The sequence below is a fragment of the Vibrio zhugei genome, from assembly GCF_003716875.1.
Lineage (GTDB): Bacteria > Pseudomonadota > Gammaproteobacteria > Enterobacterales > Vibrionaceae > Vibrio > Vibrio zhugei.
Window position 1 is genome coordinate 1,608,127 of record NZ_CP033078.1, and the last position, 26,164, is coordinate 1,634,290.

Annotated in this window: 24 protein-coding genes; 18 read left to right on the plus strand and 6 right to left on the minus strand. The window is 47.8% G+C overall.

The window, feature by feature from the left end:
- Positions 1-81: 81 nt before the first annotated feature.
- The 4 genes from EAE30_RS12685 to EAE30_RS12700 all read left to right on the plus strand — a co-directional run bounded on the left by EAE30_RS12685 (position 82) and on the right by EAE30_RS12700 (position 4,296).
- On the plus strand, positions 82-1,143 hold the full coding sequence (locus tag EAE30_RS12685; RefSeq protein WP_164711859.1) for a J domain-containing protein: 1,062 nt from the start codon (positions 82-84) through the stop codon (positions 1,141-1,143).
- A 209-nt stretch (positions 1,144-1,352) separates the two neighbouring features.
- Positions 1,353-1,745: a hypothetical protein gene (locus tag EAE30_RS12690; RefSeq protein WP_123016245.1), complete on the plus strand. Its 393-nt coding sequence runs from the start codon at positions 1,353-1,355 to the stop codon at positions 1,743-1,745.
- A 224-nt stretch (positions 1,746-1,969) separates the two neighbouring features.
- Positions 1,970-3,076 (plus strand): phosphoribosylaminoimidazolesuccinocarboxamide synthase, encoded by a 1,107-nt coding sequence (locus EAE30_RS12695; protein ID WP_123016246.1) that lies wholly within the window; start codon positions 1,970-1,972, stop codon positions 3,074-3,076.
- Positions 3,077-3,291: 215 nt separating this feature from the next.
- Positions 3,292-4,296: a substrate-binding domain-containing protein gene (locus EAE30_RS12700; RefSeq protein ID WP_123016247.1), complete on the plus strand. Its 1,005-nt coding sequence runs from the start codon at positions 3,292-3,294 to the stop codon at positions 4,294-4,296.
- A gap of 67 nt (positions 4,297-4,363) precedes the next feature.
- On the opposite strand, the gene EAE30_RS12705 is transcribed toward EAE30_RS12700, so the two are convergent.
- The 3 genes from EAE30_RS12705 to EAE30_RS12715 form a co-directional block, all read right to left on the minus strand.
- A complete protein-coding gene (locus EAE30_RS12705) occupies positions 4,364-4,663 on the minus strand; it encodes a type VI secretion system PAAR protein (RefSeq protein ID WP_123016248.1) in 300 nt (99 codons plus the stop codon).
- 233 nt (positions 4,664-4,896) lie between these two features.
- Entirely contained in the window at positions 4,897-6,048 is a 1,152-nt protein-coding gene (gene galK, locus EAE30_RS12710; RefSeq protein ID WP_123016249.1) for a galactokinase, read from the minus strand.
- A 35-nt stretch (positions 6,049-6,083) separates the two neighbouring features.
- Positions 6,084-7,151 carry a UDP-glucose--hexose-1-phosphate uridylyltransferase gene (locus EAE30_RS12715; RefSeq protein ID WP_123016250.1) on the minus strand — a complete coding sequence of 356 codons (1,068 nt, stop codon included), beginning with the start codon at positions 7,149-7,151 and terminating at the stop codon, positions 6,084-6,086.
- A 509-nt stretch (positions 7,152-7,660) separates the two neighbouring features.
- On the opposite strand from EAE30_RS12715, the gene EAE30_RS12720 reads away from it, so the two are divergent.
- The 7 genes from EAE30_RS12720 (at position 7,661) to cydC (ending at position 16,200) form a co-directional block, all read left to right on the plus strand.
- On the plus strand, positions 7,661-9,352 hold the full coding sequence (locus EAE30_RS12720; RefSeq protein WP_123016251.1) for an NAD-dependent malic enzyme: 1,692 nt from the start codon (positions 7,661-7,663) through the stop codon (positions 9,350-9,352).
- A 47-nt stretch (positions 9,353-9,399) separates the two neighbouring features.
- On the plus strand, positions 9,400-9,729 hold the full coding sequence (locus tag EAE30_RS12725) for a DUF3392 domain-containing protein (RefSeq protein WP_123016252.1): 330 nt from the start codon (positions 9,400-9,402) through the stop codon (positions 9,727-9,729).
- Positions 9,730-9,794: 65 nt separating this feature from the next.
- Positions 9,795-10,427 carry a SanA/YdcF family protein gene (locus EAE30_RS12730; protein ID WP_123016253.1) on the plus strand — a complete coding sequence of 211 codons (633 nt, stop codon included), beginning with the start codon at positions 9,795-9,797 and terminating at the stop codon, positions 10,425-10,427.
- Between the two features lie 93 nt (positions 10,428-10,520).
- On the plus strand, positions 10,521-11,348 hold the full coding sequence (locus EAE30_RS12735; protein ID WP_123016254.1) for a DUF2797 domain-containing protein: 828 nt from the start codon (positions 10,521-10,523) through the stop codon (positions 11,346-11,348).
- Between the two features lie 253 nt (positions 11,349-11,601).
- The gene (gene trxB / locus EAE30_RS12740; protein ID WP_123016255.1) at positions 11,602-12,561 is read left to right on the plus strand and encodes a thioredoxin-disulfide reductase; all 960 of its coding nucleotides are present in this window, start codon (positions 11,602-11,604) and stop codon (positions 12,559-12,561) included.
- 137 nt (positions 12,562-12,698) lie between these two features.
- Entirely contained in the window at positions 12,699-14,486 is a 1,788-nt protein-coding gene (gene cydD / locus EAE30_RS12745) for a heme ABC transporter permease/ATP-binding protein CydD (RefSeq protein ID WP_123016256.1), read from the plus strand.
- Positions 14,479-16,200: a heme ABC transporter ATP-binding protein/permease CydC gene (cydC, locus tag EAE30_RS12750; protein WP_123016257.1), complete on the plus strand. Its 1,722-nt coding sequence runs from the start codon at positions 14,479-14,481 to the stop codon at positions 16,198-16,200. Before cydD ends, cydC begins: the two co-directional genes overlap by 8 nt.
- 148 nt (positions 16,201-16,348) lie before the next feature.
- On the opposite strand, the gene rluB is transcribed toward cydC, so the two are convergent.
- From rluB to rnm, 3 genes are all read right to left on the minus strand, one after another.
- Complete coding sequence (gene rluB / locus EAE30_RS12755; protein ID WP_123016258.1) at positions 16,349-17,365, minus strand: 23S rRNA pseudouridine(2605) synthase RluB; 1,017 nt, start codon at positions 17,363-17,365, stop codon at positions 16,349-16,351.
- Between the two features lie 143 nt (positions 17,366-17,508).
- Positions 17,509-18,129: an L-threonylcarbamoyladenylate synthase gene (locus EAE30_RS12760; protein ID WP_123016259.1), complete on the minus strand. Its 621-nt coding sequence runs from the start codon at positions 18,127-18,129 to the stop codon at positions 17,509-17,511.
- A gap of 9 nt (positions 18,130-18,138) precedes the next feature.
- On the minus strand, positions 18,139-19,005 hold the full coding sequence (gene rnm / locus EAE30_RS12765) for an RNase RNM (RefSeq protein ID WP_164711860.1): 867 nt from the start codon (positions 19,003-19,005) through the stop codon (positions 18,139-18,141).
- 94 nt (positions 19,006-19,099) lie between these two features.
- Here rnm and EAE30_RS12770 point away from each other — a divergent pair, with 94 nt between their 5' ends.
- From EAE30_RS12770 to trpA, 7 genes are all read left to right on the plus strand, one after another.
- Positions 19,100-19,213, plus strand: coding sequence for a Trp operon leader peptide (locus EAE30_RS12770; protein WP_123016260.1), 114 nt, complete (start codon positions 19,100-19,102; stop codon positions 19,211-19,213).
- Between the two features lie 173 nt (positions 19,214-19,386).
- Positions 19,387-20,910 (plus strand): anthranilate synthase component 1, encoded by a 1,524-nt coding sequence (locus EAE30_RS12775; protein WP_390259186.1) that lies wholly within the window; start codon positions 19,387-19,389, stop codon positions 20,908-20,910.
- Positions 20,911-20,922: 12 nt separating this feature from the next.
- Entirely contained in the window at positions 20,923-21,525 is a 603-nt protein-coding gene (locus tag EAE30_RS12780; RefSeq protein WP_123016262.1) for an aminodeoxychorismate/anthranilate synthase component II, read from the plus strand.
- Positions 21,526-21,548: 23 nt separating this feature from the next.
- Positions 21,549-22,547 carry an anthranilate phosphoribosyltransferase gene (gene trpD / locus EAE30_RS12785; protein WP_123016263.1) on the plus strand — a complete coding sequence of 333 codons (999 nt, stop codon included), beginning with the start codon at positions 21,549-21,551 and terminating at the stop codon, positions 22,545-22,547.
- Between the two features lie 2 nt (positions 22,548-22,549).
- Positions 22,550-23,959, plus strand: a complete 1,410-nt coding sequence (trpCF, locus tag EAE30_RS12790; RefSeq protein WP_123016264.1) for a bifunctional indole-3-glycerol-phosphate synthase TrpC/phosphoribosylanthranilate isomerase TrpF — start codon at positions 22,550-22,552, stop codon at positions 23,957-23,959.
- A gap of 77 nt (positions 23,960-24,036) precedes the next feature.
- Positions 24,037-25,227: a tryptophan synthase subunit beta gene (gene trpB, locus EAE30_RS12795; protein WP_123016265.1), complete on the plus strand. Its 1,191-nt coding sequence runs from the start codon at positions 24,037-24,039 to the stop codon at positions 25,225-25,227.
- Positions 25,227-26,036, plus strand: a complete 810-nt coding sequence (gene trpA, locus EAE30_RS12800) for a tryptophan synthase subunit alpha (protein WP_123016266.1) — start codon at positions 25,227-25,229, stop codon at positions 26,034-26,036. The genes trpB and trpA overlap by 1 nt, the downstream gene beginning before the upstream one ends.
- The last annotated feature ends 128 nt before the right edge of the window (positions 26,037-26,164 follow it).

The following is a 26,164-nucleotide window of genomic DNA, read 5'->3' on the forward strand; positions in this document are numbered from 1 at the left end:
GTGGTGTGTTTTCCGCGCCACTTTGGTTTTTCGCGAAAAAACCGATACCGTATTCTTAGTCAACCAGTGAGCAGTGAATCCGTGTTGAAACTGATCTTCATCGTAAGTGTCTTCTTTGCCAGCTCAGCGTATGCTGCTGATTTCGCCGTACTTAAGCGTCAAGCAGACGCCAATGATGCCCAAGCCCAATATGCACTTGCGCTTGCCTATCAACAAGGTGAACAGGTGAGTGCCTCCCCTTCACAAGCTGTGTTCTGGTTTGAAAAAGCCGCCGAGCAAGGCAATATCAAGGCGATGCAGCAACTCGTTGCGGCATATCAAACCGGTAATGGGACAGCCCCAGATTCACAGAAAGTACAATTTTGGCTCACTCGCTTAGCCCTAAAGGGCGCGCCACAGGCATCGTTTCAACTTGGGAGTTACTATGAGAACCTCAAGCAAGCCTCTATTCCCACAAGCGTACTCGCTGAGCTTTGGTACCACATTGCCAGTACCAGCGATCCCCGTGCGGAAAAAAAATACGCTCAGTTGCTGGAAGAGAAATTTAATCAACAGCGCGCCCGTCAAGTCGCGTCAATTAATCAGCTAGAACAAGCGGTCACGGAGCCAGTTGCCACAAGTGGCGCCGATAAAACCGATGACCAGCTCGAAACTTCCGGTTATGTCTCACGTTCCAATCTATTGATTGTACTCGTAATCTTATTGGGGATGGCATTACTTGGGTTTATGCGAATGAAGCGACAGCAAACGCAAGGCTATCAGCACGCGATGAAACAACGCGCCGCCGAACAGGCAGGCGAGTTATTGACAAAATCCAAAACCATTAAACAACAAAAACAGCAGTTAAAGCGTCTATTTGGACAATTACAGCTGCTGCAAAAAAGCCATAAAGAACTGCAACAACAATTGGCACAACAATCCGCACCGTCGTCACCGCCCCAACCTAATGAACCCCACAGTCAAAAAATGGCCGTAGCCTGCGCGATCCTTGGCTATACCCCCACCACATTGCCTGATAATAAAACCATCAAAATTCGCTACAAACAACTGTGTAAAATTTATCATCCCGATATGAAAGGCAGTGATGAAGAAATGAAACGCCTGAACCATGCAGTAAAATATCTGCTGGCCCAACGCCGCTAGCGCCAGTGCACAGTAACGCGTCGCCGCTTTCTGCTAAGACTTTAAATCGCCAATAACGTCATCAATCCCTCTATTTTTGCCCGCAGCCTGCCGCCTTCCTTTGAATAAACAAACACGATCCATGTTCAAAAAACCAACAAAAAAGACTTGATCATGCCATAAAAACACAGTGCTGTTTATTCATACAGTATGTATAGGAAACCAGTATTATGCTTCATTCAAATGACTCAATGACTTCGTTATTGCCAACGGGTTTACACGCTCACCCTGCGTTATCTGTTCAAGCTTCCTCAATGATGCAACGTTTGGCACTGCTTTCTAATCAGCGTCAATGGATCTTATATACTGCCGAGTGTCCACGTCCTCAAATCAGTGAGTTAAGCTCTTATCACGTTGATTTCCATAAAGTCATTCACATGAAACCGTCACAGCGTCATGATGAAGTCAATACGGTTCTCCAAGCGATTCGCAGTGGTACGGCAAGTGCTGTAGTCGCATCACACCGCATTCCTACAGCGCTTCGACAGTTGTTAATTACGAAAGGTAAACAACATCAGTGCGAAGTGTTTTTTGTCTCGCCCACGACCCAGGCATTGCATTAACAGTTTTTGTGGGAAGGGCTTATTCCACCGCCGCTCAACTGGCGTGCTCATCCAATGCCACCGCGCTAATGCTCGTCAAAATAAAGAAAAATACCCAGAGAAAAAGCAAACGTTTGCTTTTTCTCTGGAAGCCTTATGTGTTTCTGGTATCATGCGCATAGTCAATCTCGCCTGAGTGCGTGATGGTGACGCTTTTGCCATTTTACATCTGATAGGAATGTCTCATGAGTCTTGCTGAACAAGTTCTTGCCGTCAACGACGACCTCCCGATTCGCACCCGCCTTCCCGTACACAGCGGTAAAGTTCGTTCCGTGTATTGGCTAACCGAAGAAGATAGCCAGCGGCTTATTCAAGAAAAGGGCTACAATGTGGCTCCCAATGCGCCATTGGCGATCATGGTCATTAGTGACCGCATATCGGCATTTGACTGTGTTTGGCACGCTGAAGGCGGTTTAAACGGTGTACCAGGAAAAGGCGCAGCACTAAATGCAATCTCAAATCATTGGTTTGAATGCTTCAAACAGCATGGACTTGCCGAAAGTCACATCGTCGATATTCCTCATCCTTTCGTGTGGATCGTACAGCAGGCGAAACCAGTAAAAGTAGAAGCGATATGCCGTCAATACATTACCGGTTCAATGTGGCGAGCTTATGAAAAAGGCGAACGAACTTTCTGTGGCATTGAATTACCCGATGGCTTACAAAAAGACGCTCGCCTCGATGAACTGTTAATCACGCCATCGACTAAAGGCATTCTGCGTGGTATTCCGGGCGTACCGGAAGCCGACGATGTCGACATCACTCGCCATGATCTTGAAGCGAACTACCAAGCGTTTAACTTTGCTCAGCCCAGCGATATTGATCGCTACGAAACGCTCCTCAAGCAAGGTTTTAGTGTGATCAGGGACGCATTGGCCAATATTGACCAATTATTTGTCGATACTAAATTCGAATTCGGTTATATCACCGATGCGCAAGGCAAAGAAAAGCTCATCTATATGGATGAGGTCGGCACGCCAGATTCCTCGCGTATTTGGGATGGTCATGCCTATGCCAAAGGTGAGATTATTGAAAACTCTAAAGAAGGGTTTCGCCAGTTTTTATTGCGTTACTTCCCTGACCCAGATATTTTGCTAAACAAAGAGCGCATGCCAGAGCGTGAAGCGTTGGCTCGTGACAATGCCCTACCCCATGAGGCACTAATGGATATTTCACGTACTTATCTTGGTATTGCCGAAAAAATTATTGGCCAAGCGATACCACTCAGTGCCAATCCCAAACAAGAAATCATCGATATTTTGGATAAAGAATATCAATTGATCGACCATTAAGTTCGTATATGCCAATACGTATACGCCAGAATAAAGAGAAGCAATCGCTTCTCTTTTTTCGGTGGTCACTCGCGCAAGGTTGTCCTGTCGCCAGTATCACCATGGCATCAACAGGCCAACGCCAACAACTTTGTGGAAACTTGTGACTAAGAAATTTGCCTTAATCCACTGAAAAGTGTTTAATTATTCCATTGAATGTATATTGAGTCCTCTCCATGGCAACCATTAAAGATGTGGCAAAATTGTCCGGTGTTTCTGTTGCCACCGTTTCACGTGTTATCAATAAATCACCTAAAGCCAGCAGCGCATCCATCGATGCCGTGACAAAAGCCATGCAGGAGCTTGGCTATCGACCAAATGCGACTGCGAGAGCCTTAGTCAGCCAAAGTACCCAAACCATGGGCGTGTTGGTGGCCGATGTCTCCGATCCGTTTTTTGGCACACTGATCAAAGCGGTCGATACGGTGGCACATCAGCACGGTAAGCACCTACTGATTGGTAATGGCTACCATTCAGCCGACGGTGAACGACAAGCATTAGAGTTATTGATCAATAATCGTTGTGATGCGCTCGTTGTGCATGCCAAAGCACTGTCTGATGACGAACTCATCGCCTTTGCCAACGAAGCCAAAGGAATGGTGATCATTAATCGACATATTCCCGCAATCGCAGAACGCTGCGTATCGTTAGATAATGTTCAAGGGGCGTATTTAGCCACTGAGTATTTGATTCGCCATGGGCATAAGCATATTGCGTGTATCGCTTCAAATCACAATATTGAAGATGTCGAAAAACGCATCAATGGCTATCGTCAGGCCCTAAAAGATTATGGTTTGGCACAACCGGAAGACTATATCAGTTATGGCTCACCAAGCTTAGAAGGGGGTGAAGATGCCATGACCAATCTATTAAATCGGTCACTGCCAATTACGGGCGTCGTCGGTTATAACGATTATATGGCCGCTGGGGCGCTCTCAACACTGGATGACAATGATATTGACGTTCCCAAGCAAATGTCGATTGTCGGTTTTGATGATGGGTTAATTGCGCGCTATGTGAAGCCACGCCTAACGACAGTACGCTACCCTATCCATGTGATGGCTGAACGTGCGGCGCATATTGCGTTAACACTCGCCGAGAACAAACCGCTGGATCCGAATATGTCAACGCAGTACGCCCCGACAATGGTGAAAAGAGATTCGGTCAAGTCATTACTCTGATCACGCATTTATGCCTAGAAAAAAACCAGCCGAGGCTGGTTTTTTATTTCCATACAATGAACAAACACTAACCAATAATGACCGTGCCGGATCCCACTGCAATACTCCCGCCACAATCAATCGCATCGCCAATACGGGCAGCGGGTTGACCATTGATTTTCACTGTACCAGAGCCTGCGGCAATACTACGTCCGTGCACACCATGTGGCATAGTTGGACATGGACACGCATGAAGCATTAACGGATCGCCAACACGTGCAGCAGCAATTCCGTCAATAAATACATCGCCACTGCCTGCGGTAATCGAGGTGGGTGGAAAACAGCCGTGTCCGGTGTCAATATCCCCTACTCGTGCTGCATTTGGCATACTTGCTCCTTATTGATCGTTTTCTAGAACGCGGCACTCCGCCGTCTCTGTCGATAATATGAATTCGCTAGCGCGCGAATTCATATAACTTGCAAGAATCGCACCTATGATGAAAAACCAGAAAACAATCACTTAGCGAGTTATTTTACACAAACGTAGGCAAAGTATTGTCTCAGCGAGCAAGAGTTTGCCTATGAAGCAAGTTCTTGCTCGAAAAAAAGTCCTTCACACGCTCACAAACAACCGGCCCCATTGACCGCTTTACACACATAAATGGTCTCTTTTAACCCTGTCTTCGCATGATACTGAGTCGTCACAGCATGACGCACTGCTTCGACGAGATGCGGTGGCACTAAAGCCACCACACATCCACCGAATCCGCCGCCCGTCATACGCACGCCCCCTTGCGAATGGATGACCTCTTTAATGATCGTAACGAGCGTATCGATTTCTTGAACCGTGATTTCAAAATCATCACGCATTGAGCGATGCGATTGCTCCATGAGCTCTCCCATCTGCGCCAAATCACCGGCCGCCAGCGCCTTCGCGGCTAACTCTGTACGGTGGTTTTCTGAAATCACATGCCGTGCCCGTTTGGCAACAACAGGCGAGAGTTGATCTTGCTGGCGCTCAAAGTCGGCAAGCGTAACATCACGCAGAGCGTTGACACCTAAATGCCGCGCCGCTTCTTCACATTGTTGTCGGCGCGCATTGTATTCACTGTCCACTAACCCTCTCTGCTTGTTGCTATTAATGATCATAACGGCAACGTCAGAAGGCATCGGAATCGCCTGTGTGTCCAATGAACGGCAATCAATCAATAATGCATGATCCTGTTGACCTTGCGCCGAAATTAATTGGTCCATGATGCCACAATTACACCCGACAAACTCGTTCTCGGCTTGTTGGCCGATAAGAGCGATCTCACTTTGTGATAAGGGCAACTGACACAATGTCTTAAACGTTTGTCCGATCACGACCTCTAACGCTGCGGACGAACTGAGCCCCGCCCCTTGTGGCACGTTACCGCTTATTACAAGATCGGCGCCAGACAAGGCATAACCACGCGTGATTAAACACTGCACCACGCCACGAATGTAATTCGCCCACAGCTTGTTTTCGATAAACGTGATCGGCGCATCCAGATCAAACTCATCTTGTTCATCATCATAATCACACGCCACAACCCGCACGATGCGGTCCGGACGAGGACTGGCTGCCACGACAGTGTGATAGTCAATCGCACATGGTAAAACAAATCCATCGTTATAATCGGTATGTTCACCGATCAGGTTGACGCGACCTGGAGCATGGATCAACGACTGAGGTTGATAATAGAAAACGCGTTGAAACGTGTCGCACACAATATGTTTTGGTTCAGACATAATTGATTTACTCTATAAAAATTGACAAAAACTGGTTACGAGGAGGATGACGATGGTTCATTAAAGTGTACATCGCTAACTGCGCGTAGGCGTTCGGCCGCTTGCTCTGGGGTAAGATCACGTTGCGATTCTGCCAGCATTTCATAGCCCACCATGAATTTTTTTACGGTTGCACTGCGCAAGAGCGGTGGGTAGAACATGGCGTGCAACTGCCAATGATCAAGCACACTCCCTTCTTCAAAAAAGGGCGCATAATGCCATCCCATCGAATAGGGAAACGAGCACTGAAAAAGATTGTCATAGCGACTGGTCAGTTTCTTTAACGCCAGCGCGAGATCATCGCGCTGCTCGCCAGTTAACTCAGCCATACGACGTACAGGCATTTTAGGCAATAATAAAGTTTCAAATGGCCAGGCCGCCCAATACGGCACCACGGCCAACCAATATTGCGTATCGACGACGGTTCGAGCCCCATCCTCTATTTCCGCCTGAACATAATCCATCAGCAGGTTACGTCCATTTTTTGCAAAATACTCACGTAAATGCCGTTCTTTATTAGCGACTTCATTCGGTAAAAAGCTATTTGCCCACACTTGGCCATGAGGATGTGGCTGCGAACACCCCATCATCGCGCCTTTGTTTTCAAAAACCTGTACCCAGACATAATCACGCCCTAATTCAGCAATCTGCGCATCCCACGTATCAATCACGCCCCGAATCGCGTTAAGCGATAATTCCGGTAGCGTTTTGCTGTGATCCGGTGAAAAACAGATGACGCGGCTTAACCCGCGTGCGTCTTCACAATGGAACAAAGCATTATCACGAGCTGGAGCGCTTGGAGTATCAGGCTGGAGCGCGGCAAAATCGTTTTTAAAGACAAAGGTTCCTGAATAATCCGGATTGACATCACCGGACACTCGAGTATTGGTAGGACATAAAAAACACTCCGCATCATAGTCAGGCAACAACTCTGTCGGGGCGAGGTCATTTTGCCCACTCCATGGACGTTTCGCTCGATGTGGCGAGACCAGTACATACTGTCCAGTCAACGGGTTTAAACGGCGATGGGGGTGTTCAACAGGATCAAAGGTCAACTCTGCCATGAAGGTTACTCTTTCGTTGGTGGTACTCAACTATGACGCACGCATAGCTGTGATAATGGGTATCGATAAATCGTTCTCAGCGCTTACCTGTCAATCGATATGACGTCTGGTTCTCTGGAGACAACTCATCCTCATTTACACTAGTTTAACGGGCTTACCTCCGTGATTCTGTGAGAATCGACACATTGTGTAAACGTTACCACAAAATTATCACATTCTCTTTCTTCGCCCACTGAGATACGATTTTCCATCCGCTTAAATCCGAGCAAAACCACATGATAACGTTTACAATGAAAACGGAGCGATTTCTCGTTTCATGGTGAGATTGTCAATAGAACCATCAGTACTCATCCGCTTTTTCAGCGAGTGCTAGCAGTTTTGCCGATAAACTGGCGACTTATTAGACAAAACACCGGAAATAATCCTATTTCCACCAAGGCTTTCTATTTACAACTTCATCGGTTATCCGTATGATTTTCGCGTCTTCAATATCCCCCTTAAGGCCAAAAATGAACAACGATAAACGTCCACTATATTTACCCTATGCTGGTGCGGCTCTAATGAGTACACCATTATTGAACAAAGGCAGCGCTTTCTCCGCAGAAGAGCGTGTATCTTTTAACTTGGAAGGGCTATTGCCTGAAGCAACAGAAACCATCCAAGAACAAGTTGTCCGTGCCTATCAACAGTACTGCAACTTTGAAAATGATATGGATAAACATATCTATCTTCGTAACATACAAGATACGAATGAAACGTTATTTTATCGCCTTGTCCAAAACCACATTTCTGAGATGATGCCGGTCATCTATACCCCAACCGTGGGTGCAGCTTGCGAAAACTTCTCTAATATCTATCGCCGTGGACGTGGCGTCTTTGTTTCTTATGCCAACCGCGATCGCATTGATGATATTTTAAACAATGCGGCAAACCAAAACGTCAAAGTCATTGTTGTGACCGACGGCGAACGTATTCTTGGTCTGGGCGACCAAGGTATCGGCGGTATGGGTATCCCAATTGGTAAATTGGCACTGTACACCGCTTGTGGTGGTATCAGCCCAGCCTACACGTTACCAGTTGTCTTAGATGCTGGTACCAATAACCCGCAACGTCTTGCCGATCCAATGTACATGGGGTGGCGTCATACGCGTATTACTGGTGCCGAATACGATGCCTTTGTTGAAGAATTCATTCAAGCGGTGAAACGTCGCTGGCCGGATGCGTTGATCCAGTTTGAAGATTTTGCGCAAAAAAATGCTATGCCGTTATTGAAGCGTTACAAAGATCGCGTTTGCTGCTTCAACGATGACATTCAAGGCACAGCCGCAATTGCAGTCGGCTCATTACTTGCCGCTTGTAAAGCAGCAGGAACCAAGTTATCACAACAGCGTATTACTTTCGTGGGTGCCGGCTCAGCCGGATGTGGTATTGCAGAAGCCATCATCGCACAAATGGTATCGGAAGGCATTTCAGATTCACAAGCACGTTCACAAGTGTACATGGTGGATCGTTGGGGTCTTCTTGAAGAAGGTATGCCTAACCTACTCGACTTCCAACAACGCTTGGTACAAACCAAAGCGAACACCAAAGATTGGACATCTGAAGGCAACAATGGCTACTCATTGATCGACGTTGTTCGTCAAGCGAAGCCAACGGTACTTATCGGGGTTTCTGGTGCGCCTGGTCTGTTCAGTGAAGACGTGATCAAAACCATGCACGCCAATTGTGAGCGCCCGATTGTGTTCCCATTGTCTAACCCAACCAGCCGCGTTGAAGCGACGCCTGCAGACATCCTTACGTGGACAAATGGCGAAGCATTGGTCGCAACAGGTAGCCCATTCGAACCCGTCGTTCTCAATGGTAAGACTTACCCGATTGCCCAGTGTAACAATAGCTATATCTTCCCGGGGATTGGCCTTGGCGTGTTAGCGGTGAATGCAAAACGTGTTACCGACGAAATGCTGCAAGAATCCAGCCGCGCGCTAGCAGAAACCTCACCATTAGCCATTAATGGTCATGGCGCATTGCTTCCACCACTGGAATCGATTCACTCGGTATCGAAGAAAATTGCCCTTGCTGTCGCGAAAAAAGCGATTGAACAAGGTGTCGCGCCTGAACGTTCTGAGAAAGCGATCATCGATGCCATTGACCAGCACTTCTGGCAGCCAGAGTATCGCCGCTACAAACGAACTGCTTTTTAAGTTATCTTAAGCCCCTATTTGGGGCTTTTTTTTATTGATAAATATCTATGGAACTACTACATTTTTTTGCACCTGCTGGTCGCTTTATCGCACCCTATGTCTCCGATATTTCAACCGCATTTATTGCCTGTTTTCTTGTCATGCTGGGTGGTGAAATCAATAACGCAATACGTCGTATGATGCGCCATCAACATTTTATTGTCCGTACCGTGGTGTTTATTTTGATTAATGCGTTTGGTTACGGATTAATCATTGTAAAAGCAAGCCCTTACTTAGCTCGGACACTCGCTAACATGGAACGAGGCATGATGTTTATTCTTATTTTAGCGAGCTTTATTGTCATTGGCCTATGGGCACAAAAGAACCGTCAAATCTAATACCGCTCGGCGCCTTTTTCTCCCAGTGTTGGAGGATAATTCGCCGTATTTTTCTCTGGGGACTCATGAGTCTCCTCGTTTTGGGTGCCTGCTTAATCGCCAATGATCGTTGGGTGGCATGGCAAACCCAAGACAACATTATTTATGACATCGATGACGTGTCACATTTTCAAGTTGGCGTTGTCCTCGGAACCAGTAAATATTTAGGAAAAATATTAAACGTCTATTATGCCAACCGCATCGATGCGGCAGTGAAACTGTATCATCAAGGCAAATTATCGGGCTTTCTGCTCAGTGGGGATAATGCCCACCGTTCTTATAATGAACCTTGGACCATGAAGCGTGATTTATTAAAGTCGGGCATTCCTGAGGATAAAATCTATTTAGACTATGCGGGATTTCGCACCTTGGACTCTATCGTCCGAGCAAAACGCATCTTTTCAGAAGACCATTTTCTGATTATCACGCAAGGGTTCCATTGCGAGCGCGCGCTCTATATTGCGCAATACCATGACATCAATGCCAAATGTCTGGCCGTCCCCGGCCCAGTCAATCACTCTGGTTACAGCGTTCGTTTGCGCGAAGTGTTAGCGAGGGCAAAAGCCATGTTTGACTTATATATCATGAACACTCAGCCGAAATTCCTCGGCCCGAAACATCCGATTCAACTCAGCCCATCTGCCGCCAGCGCGTCTTAGCAGACATTTCGCGCTGGCACCGGGGGATTTGTTCTTTATCCCCCGCCGACTTCTGGTAACATTGCCCGCAAATCAACAATAATGAGTAATGTCATGTCTTTTACTGCAACAGGTGTATTACATAAGATGCACGCCAACCTTGGGAGTGTTACCTCTTATCGTCTTCCCGTCGGTGAGCAATTCGTAGAACTTAACCCATTAATCGGTACCGAATTGCATTTGGAACACACAGGCAATATTTTCTGCAGTAACTGCGGTAAAAAAACGAAAAAGAGCTATGCACAAGGTCATTGTTTTCCTTGCATGAAAAAATTGGCGAGCTGCGATATGTGCATTATGAAGCCTGAGCTATGTCATTACGATCAAGGCACATGTCGTGAACCAGAATGGGGCGAGAAAAACTGTATGGTTGACCATTTCGTCTATCTCTCTAATACCTCAGGTTTAAAAGTGGGCATCACTCGCCATACCCAGATCCCGACCCGCTGGATAGATCAGGGCGCCATGCAAGGATTACCGATTTTTAAGGTGAAAACCCGTCATATTTCTGGACTGATTGAAGTGGAACTCGCCAAACACATCGCGGATAAAACCAATTGGCGAACCCTATTAAAAATGGATGCGACACCCATGTCACTCACTGAACATTTCATCGAACTAAGACCTCTTTTAGACGATAAAATTGCCGAAATCCGTGCTCGTTTTGGCGAAGATGCGATTGAAGAGTTGCATACACAAACTACCGATATCCGCTATCCGGTTGACCATTACCCAAGTAAGATCGTCTCTCACAACTTTGACAAAAATCCAGTAGTGCAAGGCACCTTACAAGGCATCAAAGGCCAGTACTTAATTTTCGATACTGGAGTCATCAACGTGCGTAAATTTACCTCGTATGAAGTGACGGTGACCACCGTCTAAACCCAAGGACTCGGTATGGCTTCTAAACAGCGTGTAGAGGGGAGACCGGGTATGTCTGGCCGATACTGTCGACATGCGATAACGCCCTACCATATAAGTAAAAGTTGTACGACTGGCCAGATAAAATCGCTACACTATATGGGGTTTTATAAGCACATTTTTCTCGTTGTGCCCTTGTATGTGCTTTGCAACCCCATATATAGTCCTTACAATGATAACAACAGTCACATGCATCTAAGAGATGGGAGCTCACATGAGTGAAGTAAAACATGCAAATCTATTAATTCTTGGTTCAGGTCCTGCTGGCTATACTGCGGCCGTATATGCCGCTCGCGCGAACCTTAACCCTGTTCTCGTCACCGGGATGCAACAAGGCGGTCAATTGACCACAACAACAGAGGTAGAAAACTGGCCAGGTGACCCAGACGATCTCACCGGCCCTGGCCTCATGGATCGCATGAAAGAACACGCGGAAAAATTCAATACCGAAATTCTCTTTGATCATATCAATCGCGTCGATTTCTCAAAACGTCCTTTTCGTTTATTTGGTGACAGCACCGAATATACTTGTGATGCGCTCATCATCTCAACGGGCGCGTCAGCAAAATACCTTGGCTTAGATTCCGAAGAAGCGTTCAAAGGGCGTGGCGTCTCTGCTTGTGCAACCTGTGACGGTTTCTTTTACCGTAACCAAAAAGTCGCCGTTGTCGGTGGTGGTAATACCGCGGTTGAAGAAGCTCTGTATCTTGCCAATATCGCGTCTGAAGTCCACATGATTCACCGCCGTGATACCTTCCGCGCAGAAAAAATCCTCATCGACCGTCTCTATGAAAAAGTCGAAGCAGGGAAAATTGTGCTGCACACTAATCGCACCCTCGATGAGGTTCTTGGCGACGAGATGGGCGTCACTGGCGTACGCATCAAGGATACCCAAACACACGAGACCGAAGACCTTGAGGTTATGGGCGCATTTATTGCCATTGGTCATCAGCCTAACACCGCAATGTTTGTCGGCCAACTGGACATGAGTAACGGCTATATTGTGGTCAATTCTGGTCTCAACGGTAATGCCACACAAACCAGTGTTGAAGGAATTTATGCGGCAGGCGATGTCATGGACCATAACTACCGTCAGGCAATCACCTCGGCGGGAACGGGCTGTATGGCAGCGTTAGATGCTGAGCGTTATTTAGATAGCCTAACTGATAAATAAGCTGAATAAATAAACTTAAATGTAACTTTATTTTGCAGTATTCCAGTGAATCAAAAAAGCCCAGCGGTATAACCGCTGGGCTTTCTTATGTATACTAGCTGCTCGCTCAACCTACATTTCTAAATAAAGCCCTCATAATGGATAAGAAAAAACAACGTAGCTTAAACCAATGGTTAAAAGCGCAAAGCAAACTCGCCAAGCGCTGGTTAATGCTTGCCATCGGCCTTGGTGTCTTATCGAGTGTGTTTTTAGTGGGACAGGCCGCTCTCTTGGCCACCTTACTGCATGACTTGATCATCGACCACACAGACAAATCGGAATTGATCCCCTACTTCTTGGGTCTTCTCGCCTTAATCGGCTTACGAGCATTATGCTCATGGGCGCGAGAAATCGCTGGATTCCGCTGTGGCGAAGAAATTCGTATTTATATCCGCCAACTCATCATGGATAAACTGCGTGAACTTGGCCCAGCCTACATTAAAGGCCAACCCGCGGGAACGTGGGCGGCGCTCACGCTTGAGCAAGTAGAAAACATGCATGATTTCTTTGCTCGTTACCTGCCGCAAATGGCGTTATCGGTCATGATTCCAGTGGTGATATTGGTGGTTGTGTTCCCAGTCAACTGGGCCGCAGGCTTAATTTTCTTACTGACGGCTCCGCTCGTCCCCTTGTTTATGGCGCTCGTTGGCATGAAAGCGGCGGACGCTGGCCGTCGTAACTTTAAAGCTTTACGCCGATTATCTGGGCACTTTTACGATCGATTACAGTCGATGACAACGATCCGATTGTTTGATCGCGCCGATGCAGAAACAGAAGTCATGCGCGGGGCATCAGAAGTCTTCCGTAATCGCACGATGGATGTGTTACGTATCGCCTTTTTATCTTCAGCGGTATTGGAATTTTTCACGTCTATCGCGATTGCGCTGACCGCTGTGTACTTTGGTTTTAGCTTTATCGACAAACTCGATTTTGGTTATTACGGTGCAGGCGTGACACTATTTTCTGGGATGTTCATCCTGATTCTAGCACCGGAATTTTATCAACCGTTACGAGATTTAGGGACGTTTTATCACGCTAAACAGTTGGCGGTCGGTGCGGCAGAGAGCATCGTCGAGTTTTTAGAGGTTGATGTCAGTAAAGTCACCTCGGGCACTACGCCACTGGCTGATACCGATTCGGTTGAGATTGTCGCGACAGATTTAAAAGTCTTTAGTCCAGAAGGCGATGAATTGGTCGGTCCTATCTCATTTACGATTGGTAAAAACCATACCACAGCACTGGTTGGTCCAAGTGGCGCGGGTAAAACCAGTCTTATTAACGCCATCTTAGGCTTCATGCCTTACGATGGTAGCTTAACCATCAATGGTATAGAGCTGAGCGATCTGGGTCATACCGATTGGCGGCGTTACATCAGTTGGGTCGGTCAAAATCCGCTATTACTGAACGGCACTATTCGTGACAACGTCACTATGGGCAAGCAAGTCAGTGACGAGCAGCTTGAAGCCGTACTAGAAAGCAGTTTTGCGGCGGAGTTCGTTCAGTATCATGGCCTCGATTATGCGATTACTGATCGCTCTGGGGGATTATCCGTAGGGCAAGCGCAACGGTTAGCATTAGCCCGTGCCATGTTACAGCATGGTTCTTTCTGGCTATTGGATGAGCCCACGGCAAGCTTAGATGCTCGTAGTGAACAACTTGTGATGAAAGGATTAGAAACTCAAATCCAGAAAAATACCGCCTTGCTGGTCACCCACCAGCTATCACCGTTGAAAACCGTGGACCATATTCTTGTACTGGACAATGGTCGACTGGTACAAAGCGGTGATTTTACAACATTAAGTCAACAAAAAGACGGGTTATTTGCGACCATGCTAGCCGCCAACCAAGCCCATCAAGAAGCCGATAAGGGGAATCTCGATGCGTGAACTACTGCCATACCTCAAATTGTATAAAAAACATTGGTTCGGCTTGTCTCTCGGGATGCTGCTCGGTTTTGCAACACTCGCGGCCTCAATTGGCTTGTTAACCATTTCCGGTTGGTTTCTCTCCGCAGCCGCGGTAGCCGGACTGTCCGTTGCCAAAGAAACCTTCAATTTTATGCTTCCTAGTGGTTTTGTACGTGGCTTTGCCATGGGACGTACCGCGGGGCGCTGGGGCGAGCGCGTTGTCAGTCATAATGCCACTTTTAAGCTGTTAACCGACTTGCGTATTTTCTTCTTTCAAAAGCTCACGCCTTTGATCCCAGGTCGTATTTCTAACTTGCGAGACGCCGATATTCTCAACCGCGTTGTCGCCGACATTGATAGCATGGATCATGTCTATCTTCGCTTAATTAGCCCAGTGGTTGTCGGCACCTTAGGCATCGCATCAATCACCGTACTGGTGTGCTGGTTTGATGAACGTCTCGGCTTGATTTTAGGCGGTATTTTATTAGCGATCCTGCTGACTTGGCCGGTCATTTTTTACAAACTAGGTCAACGAAACGGTCAAGAGCTGACGCAAAACCGCGCTGATTTTCGTATTACCATGCTGGATTGGTTAGAAGGATTTAGCGAGCTGACCTTGTTTGGTGCTGAAGCACGCTACCGTACAGCCATTAATGAAGCCCAAGATAAACTCATTAATAACCAGCGCATTAACGCGCACATTGCCGGCTTGGCTCAAGCTTTATTGATGCTAGCCAATGGTTGGACCATGGTACTGATGTTGTGGTTATCTGCTGACGGTGTCGGGGGACAACCCCCTAGCCCACTCATCGCTTTGATTGTGTTTGCGACCATGGCAAGTGTGGAGTTATTGATGCCGATTGCAGGAGCATTCCAATACTTAAGCCAAACATTGTCTTCCGCGCGTCGCCTTAATGATGTCATTCTGGCGGAACCTGATGTTGTGTTCCCAAATCAGTCGGCCCCCCATTCTGGGGAGTTTTCCCTCGACTTTGATAATGTCACCTTCAGATATAATGCCGACGAACGTAAAGCGGTCAATCAGGTGTCGTTATCCATCCCGGCACAACATAAAGTCGCGATCGTCGGGCAAACCGGGTCCGGCAAATCTACGTTAATGCAATTATTATCACGCTATTGGGATACACAAGATGGTGAGATTCGTATCGCAGGAACGCCACTTAAACAATGGGCTGAAAGCGATTTACGAGCGGCTATCAGTGTCGTGAGTCAGCGGGTCGATATACTCAATGGCTCACTGCGTGATAACTTAATTTTGGCGAAGCCTCAGGCCAGCGATGACGAATTACAGCGTATTTTGATCAATGTTGGTTTAGAGAAATTATTGGACGCGCCCGGGCTTGATGGCTGGGTGGGTGATGGCGGTCGTCAGCTATCCGGTGGCGAGAAACGCCGTATTGGGATCGCTCGCGCGATTTTACATGATGGACCTATTTTACTCCTCGACGAACCCACTGAGGGCTTGGATAAGCAAACTGAGAAAAACATTCTTGCGCTATTCCAACAACACTTTGCTGGCAAAACAGTGGTCTTCATTACCCACCGTTTAGTCGATTTGGATCATATGGACAGCATTTGTTTAATTGAGGAAGGCGAAGTGGTGGAACATGGCAGCCATACTGAACTGATGGCGCAAGGCGGTCGTTATTTCCAACTGAACCAAACCCTCTAAAGGCGGCAGAGGCGCCAGCTGCGTGCTTAGTATGCAGGTGGCGTCTCTTCATATGGTGCGATCACCGCACTGTTCCTAAGCTTATTTGCACATAAAAAAATCCCGAGCCTAAGCTCGGGATTATTATTTGTACCTCACCATCATACGATTATTGGCGAGTACGACGCTGCTTTTTGCCCACTTGCGGCTTTCTCGGCGTACGTTTTGCTGGACGCTGGCCTGAGTCTTTACCGTCTGTCTGTGTCTTCGCGTTATTGGCTCGACCACGACCGCCGGCATCACTCGGCTTGCTGCCGCGCCCTTTACTCGGCGTCGTCACACGTTCTTCATGACGACGTACGGCGCGACGAATTTTTTGACTGCGCGAGCGCTCACGTTTGCGAGAGGTATTGTCTTTTGATTGATCCAGCATCGTATTTGATTCCGGCGCAAGATCAACCAGTTCACGCAGATAGTTGACTTGCTTCAACGTCAACTCCATCCACCCACCACGTGGCAGACTTTTCTCAAGGAAGATATCACCGTAACGCACACGCTTTAGACGGCTTACTGTGGTATCTTGCGATTCCCATAAACGACGCACTTCGCGGTTACGGCCTTCGTTGATCACAACGTAAAACGTATGGTTTAAACCTTCACCACCGGTATAAACGATATCTTCAAAACGGGCCTTACCGTCTTCAAGCTCGACACCCGTGACGAGGTTACGAACTTTATGTTCGTCAACGTCACCAAAAACACGCACCAAATATTCACGTTCAACTTGACGGCTTGGGTGCATCAATCGGTTTGCTAGTTCACCATCCGTTGTAAATAACAACAGACCTGATGTGTTCGCATCCAAACGACCAACAGAAATCCACCGTGAACCTCGAATTTTTGGTAAACGATCAAATACCGTGCGACGACCTTCTGGATCGTGGCGAGTACATAGCTCACCTTCTGGCTTGTAATACGCCAGAACTCGGCACACTTCTTCTTCATGCGGTTTGATTGACACAGTGTGACCATCAATACGCACAACAGCGTTATCATCTTCTAGGCGTTCACCCAGTGCAGCTACCTTGCCATTAACACTGACACGACCTGCTCTAATAAGAGCTTCAAGCTCTCGACGAGAACCGTGCCCAGCACGTGCTAAAACCTTTTGTAACTTTTCGCTCATCTATTTACCTATCTGTCGTCTTCTCAGACGTCAATTAACAAAATGCGATCCGACTCGACCGCGGCCGAGTAGTATCTCAAATCCGATAATAAAAAGCATCTCTTTTGTGTGTCAAATCCTCTGGCACACAGCATCGTTCACGCTCACTCAAATGGCGAGGTGTCACCGGAACCGTGACGTTCAATCACAATACTATCATCACTGAAATTGATCACCGTGGTAGGTTGTTCGCCAACAATGCCGCCATCAAGAATCACATCGACCGCGTGCTCAAGCTGCGCACGAATCTCTTCAGGATCAGACTCGGTGGTGTCTTTACCGGGTAAAATCAGCGATGTCGACATCAATGGCTCGCCTAAGGCTTCAAGTAACTCTAACGCAACGATATTATCTGGTACACGAATACCAATGGTTTTACGCTTCGCGTTCATCAGACGACGAGGCACTTCTTTCGTACCTTTGAAAATAAAGGTATAAGGCCCCGGTGTATTGTTTTTCAATAAACGAAAGGCACTATTATCGACGCGTGCGTACAACGACAGCTCAGACAAATCACGACATAACAAAGTAAAGTTGTGTTTATCATCGAGACGACGAATCTGACAAATACGCTCCAACGCGTTCTTGTTTTCTAACTGGCACCCTAGTGCATAGCCTGAATCGGTCGGATAGACGACCACTCCACCATTACGAATAATCGCGACCGCTTGGTTCATCAAGCGTGTCTGTGGCGTTTCAGGGTGAACATAAAAATACTGGCTCATGGCGCTTCCTTAATCATCCTGTTCTGACAATGTGGGGAAACACGATGCTTCCCACGTTTCCCAAATGGGCGTTACTCCCTTCGGCAGCCATAAATTGCGTCCTAAATCCATCCACGGGGACGGGTAATGAAAGTCGCTGCCTTGAGAAGCTAATAGATTGTATTGTATCGCATAATCGCCAAGTATGCGCTTTTCTTGTGGCGCTTGTTGCGGCTGAGCCACTTCCATGGCATCGCCACCCGCGGCAGAAAAGGTTTCCAACATGCGTTTCACCCACTTGGTGGTCAATTGATATCGCGCCGGATGCGCCAATACCGCTTGCCCTCCTGCAGCGTGGATCGCTTCAATCGCATCAGACATCGTACACCAATTGGGTGGAACATAACCGGGATTATTGCGTGTCATATAGTTCTTAAAGACTTTCTGCATACTCTTGGCATATCCCTGATCAACCAACCATTTGGCAAAATGCGCGCGAGTGATTTCGGCCTCCCCCGCTAACGCTTGCACCTCTTCAAGAATACCTGGGCGAGTCACCTTCTCTAGGCGCTCTCCAATCAAAGCGGCTCGCGCTCGGCGGCGCTGCTTCTGCTCAGCAATTAACTGAGCTAACTGTGGGTTGGCCGGATCAATATTTAAGCCCACGATGTGAATGTCTTTGTTTTGCCATACTGTGGAGATTTCAATCCCTGGGATCAAGGTCATCGAATACCCTTGTTGCTCGATATACGCTTGAGCGGGCTGTAAGGAATCCACAGAGTCATGATCTGTGATGGCCAATACGTCAATGTCAAACTCATGAGCGCGTTCGATCAAAGCATCGTAGGTAAAGCGACCATCCGATGCCGTCGTATGGCTATGTAGATCTATTTTCATGATTATCTCATTTTTTGCCGATTTGGTGCTTGACAATTAACCCGCACACTAGTTAACTAGTACACAGATATGGCGTACACACTTAAGGACTATCATGTTACAAGAATTTAACCCAACACATAAAGTGAAACCCGCAATGGCAACGAAACAATCCGTACGTTGGCAACGCTGGCCTATTATGTTTTGGGCTGAAGTGTACGCATCGTAACAACGGATTGCACACTGCATTATAGCCCGCCCAGCCAGCGGGCTTTTTATTTTTACTCTCATTCGGGCGACATTCCATTTTATCGAGCCCCACTTTTCAAAGAATACAGTGATGAATAAGGAGGTCTTGTGAAAAAGACCATAGCTATCCAACAAAGCGTTTCTCTCGAAGTCATGACACAGGTATTGACTTATACGCGTAATCCCACAACGCTCTTTCATACGCTCTGCGCTGATCATTCTGACTGTTTACTCCTAGAATCAGCGGAAATCCACTCGAAGCAAGATTTAAAAAGCCTGTTGATTATCGATAGCGCATTACGCATTACGTGTCATGGCAATACCGTCACACTGCAAGCGCTTACCGAGAATGGACAGCGTTTATTGAATACTATTGAACACAATATTCCATCAGCAGTGACCCATGAACGTTCCTCAATCACTCATCTGCTCCTCAGCTTTACTGAGTCGGATGAGTCATTGGATGAGGATAGCCGTTTACGTCAACATTCCACCTTTGATGCGTTACGACTTGTGCAACAGACGGTCAATACGGATAATCATGACCCTTTTGCTCTGTTTATCGGCGGGCTGTTTGCCTACGACCTCGCAGCAAACTTTGAGCAGGTAGGCGATGTGGCCGATACGACGCAATGTCCAGATTATGTTTTTTATGTCGCTGAAACCTTGATGGTCATTGACCACCAAAAACAAACCTCTTACCTGCAAGGCGCTGTATTTAATAGCCAAGACACTGCCTGCTCAGCGATGCAACAACGTCTTGAGGATATTAAGCAAACCATTTCTGAGCCGTTGGCCTCGGTCGTCGCCCAACCGCTTGTTCACTGTGAACTCACGACCAACATCAGTGATCGCGGTTTCTGTGACATTGTGGAATCACTGAAGCACTCGATTGTGCAAGGGGATATTTTTCAGGTCGTGCCATCACGTCGATTCACTCTTCCTTGCCCTTCCCCCCTAGCAGCTTATGAACAGCTCAAAATCAATAACCCCAGTCCTTACATGTTCTATATGCAGGATGAAAAGTTCACTTTATTCGGGGCATCACCGGAAAGTGCGTTGAAATATTCGCACATGACGAATCAAGTGGAAATATATCCCATCGCGGGTACTCGACGTCGAGGTAAGCATGCTGATGGCAGTATCGACCCTGATTTGGACAGTCGTATTGAATTGGAGCTGCGTACCGATAAAAAAGAAACGGCAGAGCACATGATGCTCGTCGATTTGGCGCGCAATGATGTGGCACGTATTTCAAAAGCAGGGACTCGATATGTGGCCGATTTACTGAAAGTGGATCGCTACAGTCATGTCATGCACTTGGTGTCCCGTGTTGTGGGGCAACTGCGCGACGATCTCGATGCACTGCATGCCTATCAAGCCAGCATGAACATGGGGACCCTAACAGGCGCACCGAAAATTCGTGCGATGCAATTAATTCGAGACGTAGAACAAGAGCGCCGTGGTAGCTACGGTGGCGCGGTGGGCTATCTCACAGGGCAAGGAGAAATGGATACCTGCATTGTTATTCGTTCGGCTTATGTACAAAACGGCATTGCCTCAGTTCAAGCGGGCGCGGGGGTGGTTTACGACTCAGACCCACAATCAGAAGCCGATGAAACTCGCACAAAAGCTCAAGCCGTGATCACGGCCATTCAGCAAGCGCATCAAGCATAAGGACGGTCTCCCATGGCAAATATTATTTTTATCGATAATTTCGACTCATTTACCTATAACCTCGTTGACCAGTTCCGTGCATTAGGTCATGAAGTCCATATTTACCGAAATACGGTCTCCATTGAACACATAGAAGCAATGATCAAAAACACCGAGCAGCCTTTGCTTGTGTTGTCTCCTGGACCGGGAACGCCAGCGGCGGCTGGTAATATGCCAGCGCTGATCCAATATTTTAAAGGGCAAGTGCCCATCTTAGGCATCTGCTTGGGTCATCAAGCCATTGTCGAAGCCTATGGTGGACACGTGGGTAATGCCGACGCGATCGTTCACGGCAAAGTGTCACACATTACTCATCAAGGACATGCGCTTTTTACTGGGTTGCCATCCCCTTTGGCTGTGGCTCGTTATCATTCTTTGGTCGCCACATCGGTTTCCAACGATTTATCAGTGTTAGCTTGCGTGGACGATATGGTCATGGCGGTCTGTCACGAAGAGCATAAAGTGTGCGGTTTCCAGTTCCATCCTGAGTCCATTATGACCACTCAAGGTGCACAGCTATTAGAAAACGCAATAACGTGGACATTGCCATCTCACTCCACACCGATATCCGCTTAGTGCTTATTCAAGGAACGACGATCATGCAAAAGATTATTGAAAAATTATACCAACAACACTCGCTAAGCGAATTGGAAAGCCAACACTTATTTGATCATATTATTCGTGGCGAACTTGATGCGATCAGTATGAGTGCCGCACTTACCGCATTAAAAATTAAAGGGGAAACCCCGAGTGAAATTGCAGGCGCAGCCAAAGCATTGCAAAAAAACGCCAGTGCATTTCCTCGTCCCGATTATGACTTTGCTGACATTGTGGGCACTGGTGGCGATGGTGCGAATACCATCAATATTTCAACGACCTCTGCGTTTGTCGCAGCGGCTTGTGGAGTGAAGGTCGCCAAGCACGGTAACCGCAGCGTCTCAAGTCGTTCTGGTTCCTCCGATTTATTGGAAGCCTTTGGCATTAACTTAACCATGCCGGCCGAAGAAAGCCGTCGTGCTCTGGATGAGCTTGGCGTGGCGTTTTTATTTGCACCGCAATATCACGGGGGGGTCCGTCATGCCGTGCCTGTGCGCCAAGCATTGAAAACCCGCACGATTTTTAACATTCTGGGCCCTTTGATTAATCCAGCACGCCCCAACATTGAATTAATGGGCGTGTATAGCCAAACCTTGATTCGCCCTATTGCCGAAACCATGGTACAAATGGGGATGAAACGTGCTGCAGTCGTTCATGGTGCCGGCCTCGACGAAGTTGCAATACATGGCACGACGCATGTCGCAGAAATTCGTGAAGGCCGCATCGAAGAATATACATTAGAGCCAGAAGATTTTGGTTTGCCGCGCTATAACCTGGAAGATATCCAAGGTGGTAGCCCAGAAGAGAATCAAATATTGAGCCGCGATATTTTAACAGGTCAAGGCAAACCTGCTCACAATGCCGCCGTGGTGGCGAATGTGGCTCTACTGCTGAAACTCTTCGGCCATGAAGATCTGCAACAAAACGTACGCCAAGCTCAGGATGTCATGGCGTCTGGCGAAGCGTATCAATTGTTACAACAACTGGCACAGCGAGGCTAATTATGTCAGATCTGCTTTCACCTCATATTTCTGTCGAGCACACTAAAATGGCACAAGTGCTCGCACGTATCGTGAACGACAAATACACCTGGGTTGCTGAGCGCAAAACGGCACAACCTTTGGAGAGTTTCCAGTCGCTGTTAACGACGTCTGACCGCAGTTTCTATGATGCGCTCAGCCAACCGAACACCGCTTTCATTTTAGAGTGTAAAAAGGCCTCGCCTTCAAAAGGACTGATCCGCGACAACTTCCATCTAGGAGACATCGCTTCGGTCTATAAAAACTATGCCAGTGCAATCTCGGTGCTCACCGATGAAAAATACTTCCAAGGTAAGCTCGATTTTCTTCCAGAAGTCCGTCATCAGGTCTCACAGCCGGTCCTATGTAAAGATTTTATCGTCGACGACTATCAAATTTACTTGGCCCGTCATTACGGAGCAGATGCCATTTTATTAATGTTATCTGTCTTGTCTGATGAGCAGTACCAAGCATTCGCCAACGTGGCCCATCAACTAGGAATGGGCGTGCTCACTGAAGCCAGCACGGAAGAAGAGGTGCACCGAGCTCTTGCACTGAACGCACGGGTTATCGGGATAAATAACCGTAACTTACGTGACTTAACCACGGATTTAAATCGCACCAAACAACTGGCGCCACTGATTCCTAAGGGCACTACCATTATTTCTGAATCAGGCGTGTATACCCATCAGCAAGTACTTGATCTCATCCCTTATGCGAGCGGATTTTTGATTGGTAGCTCGCTGATGAGCGAAGACAATTTGGAATTGGCGACACGTCGGGTATTACTGGGTGAAAATAAAGTCTGCGGACTGACCTCAAGTGGCGATGCAATGAAGGCATACCAAGCAGGAGCGGTCTACGGCGGATTGATTTTTGTCGATGGTTCTCCGCGTTGTGTTACCACAGAGCAAGCGGCAGAGATCATGGCTGACGCCCCCTTACACTATGTGGGAGTGTTCAGAGACGCGGCCATCGATACGCTTGCGCACACAGCCAAGACACTGGGATTAACCGCGGTACAATTGCACGGCCAAGAAGATCAATCCTATGTTGATGCATTGCGCGCAGTGTTACCAGAATCGATGCAGATTTGGAAAGCCTATGGCGTGCAAACCGACCTTCCTCAGCTTATGGAACGCAACATTGACCGTCACGTCTTTGATAGCAAGCAGAATGGTCAAAGTGGCGGTACTGGTGCGACGTTCGATTGGTCACTGATCGATAAACCAGAAAAGATCATACTGGCGGGTGGCCTCAACCCAGACAATGCTAAACGCGCTCATCAACTCGGGTGTATCGGCCTTGATTTCAACTCGGGCGTGGAAAGCGCGCCGGGTAAAAAAGATGCACAGAAATTAGCGAACGTTTTTTCAGCGCTGCGAGACTATTAACCGTCCTCAGGCTGTCACTATTTTATTCATCCAATCGTCTGATTAAACACAGGCGACGATATTAAAAGGAATTCATCATGGCGAAATTAGATGCCTATTTCGGCGAGTTTGGTGGCCAATATGTGCCTCAACTCTTAGTCCCTGCACTTGACCAGCTCGAGCAAGCATTCATCGATGCCCAAGAAGACGATGAATTTCGTTCCGAGTTTATGGGGTTATTACAAGAATACGCGGGACGTCCAACCGCGCTAACATTAACGCGTAACCTGACCAAAGGCACCAAGACTCGCCTTTACCTAAAACGAGAAGATTTATTGCATGGCGGCGCGCACAAAACCAACCAAGTGCTTGGACAAGCGTTGCTTGCGAAACGGATGGGCAAAACCGAAATCATTGCCGAAACCGGAGCGGGACAACATGGCGTCGCCACAGCATTGGCCTGTGCGTTGCTGGATCTAAAATGCCGAGTATACATGGGCGCAAAAGACGTAGAACGTCAAAGCCCGAACGTCTTTCGGATGCGTTTAATGGGCGCCGAAGTGATTCCGGTACACTCTGGCGCGGCCACACTCAAAGATGCCTGTAATGAAGCCATGCGCGATTGGGCGGGCAGCTATGAAACGGCGCACTATCTACTCGGGACGGCAGCGGGCCCTCACCCCTTCCCAACCATTGTGCGAGAATTTCAGCGTATTATTGGCGAAGAAACCAAAAATCAAATCCTCGCTAGAGAAGGTCGCCTTCCTGATGCAGTCATCGCGTGTGTGGGTGGCGGTTCCAATGCGATTGGGATGTTCGCCGATTTCATCGAAGAGAAATCGGTCCGTTTGATCGGTGTGGAACCCGGCGGAAAAGGCATCGATACACCGCAGCATGGGGCTCCATTAAAACATGGGACAACCGGTATCTTTTTTGGAATGAAATCGCCGTTGATGCAAGATGATTTTGGGCAAATTGAAGAGTCTTATTCGGTTTCGGCAGGATTAGATTTCCCATCGGTCGGCCCTCAACATGCGCATCTTAACGCCACTGGCCGCGCTGAATATGTCAATGCGACTGACGATGAAGCTCTGGAAGCCTTTCAAAACTTGGCGCGCCATGAGGGCATCATTCCCGCGCTAGAGTCGGCTCATGCCCTCGCCCATGCTGTAAAAATGGCTTACGAGGAACCAGAGAAAGAGCAATTGCTGGTGGTCAACTTATCTGGCCGTGGCGATAAAGACATCTTCACCGTGAACAAAATCCTCGAAGAAAAAGGAGAACTCTAATGGATCGTTATCACCACTTATTTGCTCAACTCGACGAAGCAAAACAAGGGGCGTTTGTGCCCTTCGTGACCATTGGCGATCCCAGTCCAGAGTTGTCGCGCCAAATCATACAAACCTTGATTGATTCTGGTGCTGATGCCCTAGAGCTCGGTTTTCCTTTTTCCGATCCGCTCGCGGATGGCCCCACCATTCAAAGTGCGAACGTGCGCGCCTTAAATGCAGGAACCACGCCGGATACCTGTTTTGACATCATTCGCGATGTGCGCGATACCAATCCCGACATTCCCATTGGCTTGCTGATTTATGCGAATTTGGTGTACTCACGAGGCATTGAAAACTTTTACCAACGGTGTCAAAAAGCCGGGGTGGATTCCGTCCTGATCGCCGATGTACCGACAGATGAAAGTGCCCCGTTCGTTGCTGCCGCCCAGCAATATGGTATTAAACCTATTTTTATTGCTCCGCCTCAAGCCGACGATGACACATTATCCAAAGTCGCGAAATATGGTGATGGATACACTTACCTCCTCTCGCGTCAAGGCGTGACAGGCGCCGAAACCAAGGCCAACATGCCGGTTCACGAGCTGCTCGACCGATTAGCCGAGTTTGATGCTCCCCCGGCTTTACTCGGCTTCGGTATTTCGCAACCGGAGCAAGTGCAACAGGCAATCCAAGCTGGCGCAGCGGGTGCCATTTCAGGATCGGCGGTTGTGAAAATCATTGAAACACGGTTAAACAATCCCGAAGCGCTGTTAGAGCATTTAGGCGAATTTATCCAGTCAATGAAAGCCGCGACACACCGCGCCTAACCTTCGATGGCCATCGAATTCCGTTCGATGGCCTTTGTTCGCCACTCAATACTAAGCGGCCCTCTCTATCCCACACAGCCCCTCATCGTTGCCCGTTTGTCTGTCTCGATCACACTCGTTAGTAAACA

Bases quoted from the DNA above. Each gene is read 5' to 3' on its own strand.
- cydD (WP_123016256.1), top strand. From the start codon at position 12,699: ATGGATAAGAAAAAACAACGTAGCTTAAACCAATGGTTAAAAGCGCAA.
- EAE30_RS12715 (WP_123016250.1), bottom strand. From the start codon at position 7,151: ATGGCAGAGTTGACCTTTGATCCTGTTGAACACCCCCATCGCCGTTTA.
- trpCF (WP_123016264.1), top strand. From the start codon at position 22,550: ATGTCAGATCTGCTTTCACCTCATATTTCTGTCGAGCACACTAAAATG.
- EAE30_RS12690 (WP_123016245.1), top strand. From the start codon at position 1,353: ATGCTTCATTCAAATGACTCAATGACTTCGTTATTGCCAACGGGTTTA.
- rluB (WP_123016258.1), bottom strand. From the start codon at position 17,365: ATGAGCGAAAAGTTACAAAAGGTTTTAGCACGTGCTGGGCACGGTTCT.
- EAE30_RS12760 (WP_123016259.1), bottom strand. From the start codon at position 18,129: ATGAGCCAGTATTTTTATGTTCACCCTGAAACGCCACAGACACGCTTG.
- trpB (WP_123016265.1), top strand. From the start codon at position 24,037: ATGGCGAAATTAGATGCCTATTTCGGCGAGTTTGGTGGCCAATATGTG.
- EAE30_RS12770 (WP_123016260.1), top strand. From the start codon at position 19,100: ATGTTACAAGAATTTAACCCAACACATAAAGTGAAACCCGCAATGGCA.
- trpA (WP_123016266.1), top strand. From the start codon at position 25,227: ATGGATCGTTATCACCACTTATTTGCTCAACTCGACGAAGCAAAACAA.
- EAE30_RS12725 (WP_123016252.1), top strand. From the start codon at position 9,400: ATGGAACTACTACATTTTTTTGCACCTGCTGGTCGCTTTATCGCACCC.
- EAE30_RS12700 (WP_123016247.1), top strand. From the start codon at position 3,292: ATGGCAACCATTAAAGATGTGGCAAAATTGTCCGGTGTTTCTGTTGCC.
- galK (WP_123016249.1), bottom strand. From the start codon at position 6,048: ATGTCTGAACCAAAACATATTGTGTGCGACACGTTTCAACGCGTTTTC.
- EAE30_RS12735 (WP_123016254.1), top strand. From the start codon at position 10,521: ATGTCTTTTACTGCAACAGGTGTATTACATAAGATGCACGCCAACCTT.
- EAE30_RS12730 (WP_123016253.1), top strand. From the start codon at position 9,795: ATGAGTCTCCTCGTTTTGGGTGCCTGCTTAATCGCCAATGATCGTTGG.
- cydC (WP_123016257.1), top strand. From the start codon at position 14,479: ATGCGTGAACTACTGCCATACCTCAAATTGTATAAAAAACATTGGTTC.
- EAE30_RS12775 (WP_390259186.1), top strand. From the start codon at position 19,387: ATGACACAGGTATTGACTTATACGCGTAATCCCACAACGCTCTTTCAT.
- rnm (WP_164711860.1), bottom strand. From the start codon at position 19,005: ATGAAAATAGATCTACATAGCCATACGACGGCATCGGATGGTCGCTTT.
- EAE30_RS12780 (WP_123016262.1), top strand. From the start codon at position 20,923: ATGGCAAATATTATTTTTATCGATAATTTCGACTCATTTACCTATAAC.
- EAE30_RS12720 (WP_123016251.1), top strand. From the start codon at position 7,661: ATGAACAACGATAAACGTCCACTATATTTACCCTATGCTGGTGCGGCT.
- EAE30_RS12695 (WP_123016246.1), top strand. From the start codon at position 1,970: ATGAGTCTTGCTGAACAAGTTCTTGCCGTCAACGACGACCTCCCGATT.
- trpD (WP_123016263.1), top strand. From the start codon at position 21,549: ATGCAAAAGATTATTGAAAAATTATACCAACAACACTCGCTAAGCGAA.
- trxB (WP_123016255.1), top strand. From the start codon at position 11,602: ATGAGTGAAGTAAAACATGCAAATCTATTAATTCTTGGTTCAGGTCCT.
- EAE30_RS12705 (WP_123016248.1), bottom strand. From the start codon at position 4,663: ATGCCAAATGCAGCACGAGTAGGGGATATTGACACCGGACACGGCTGT.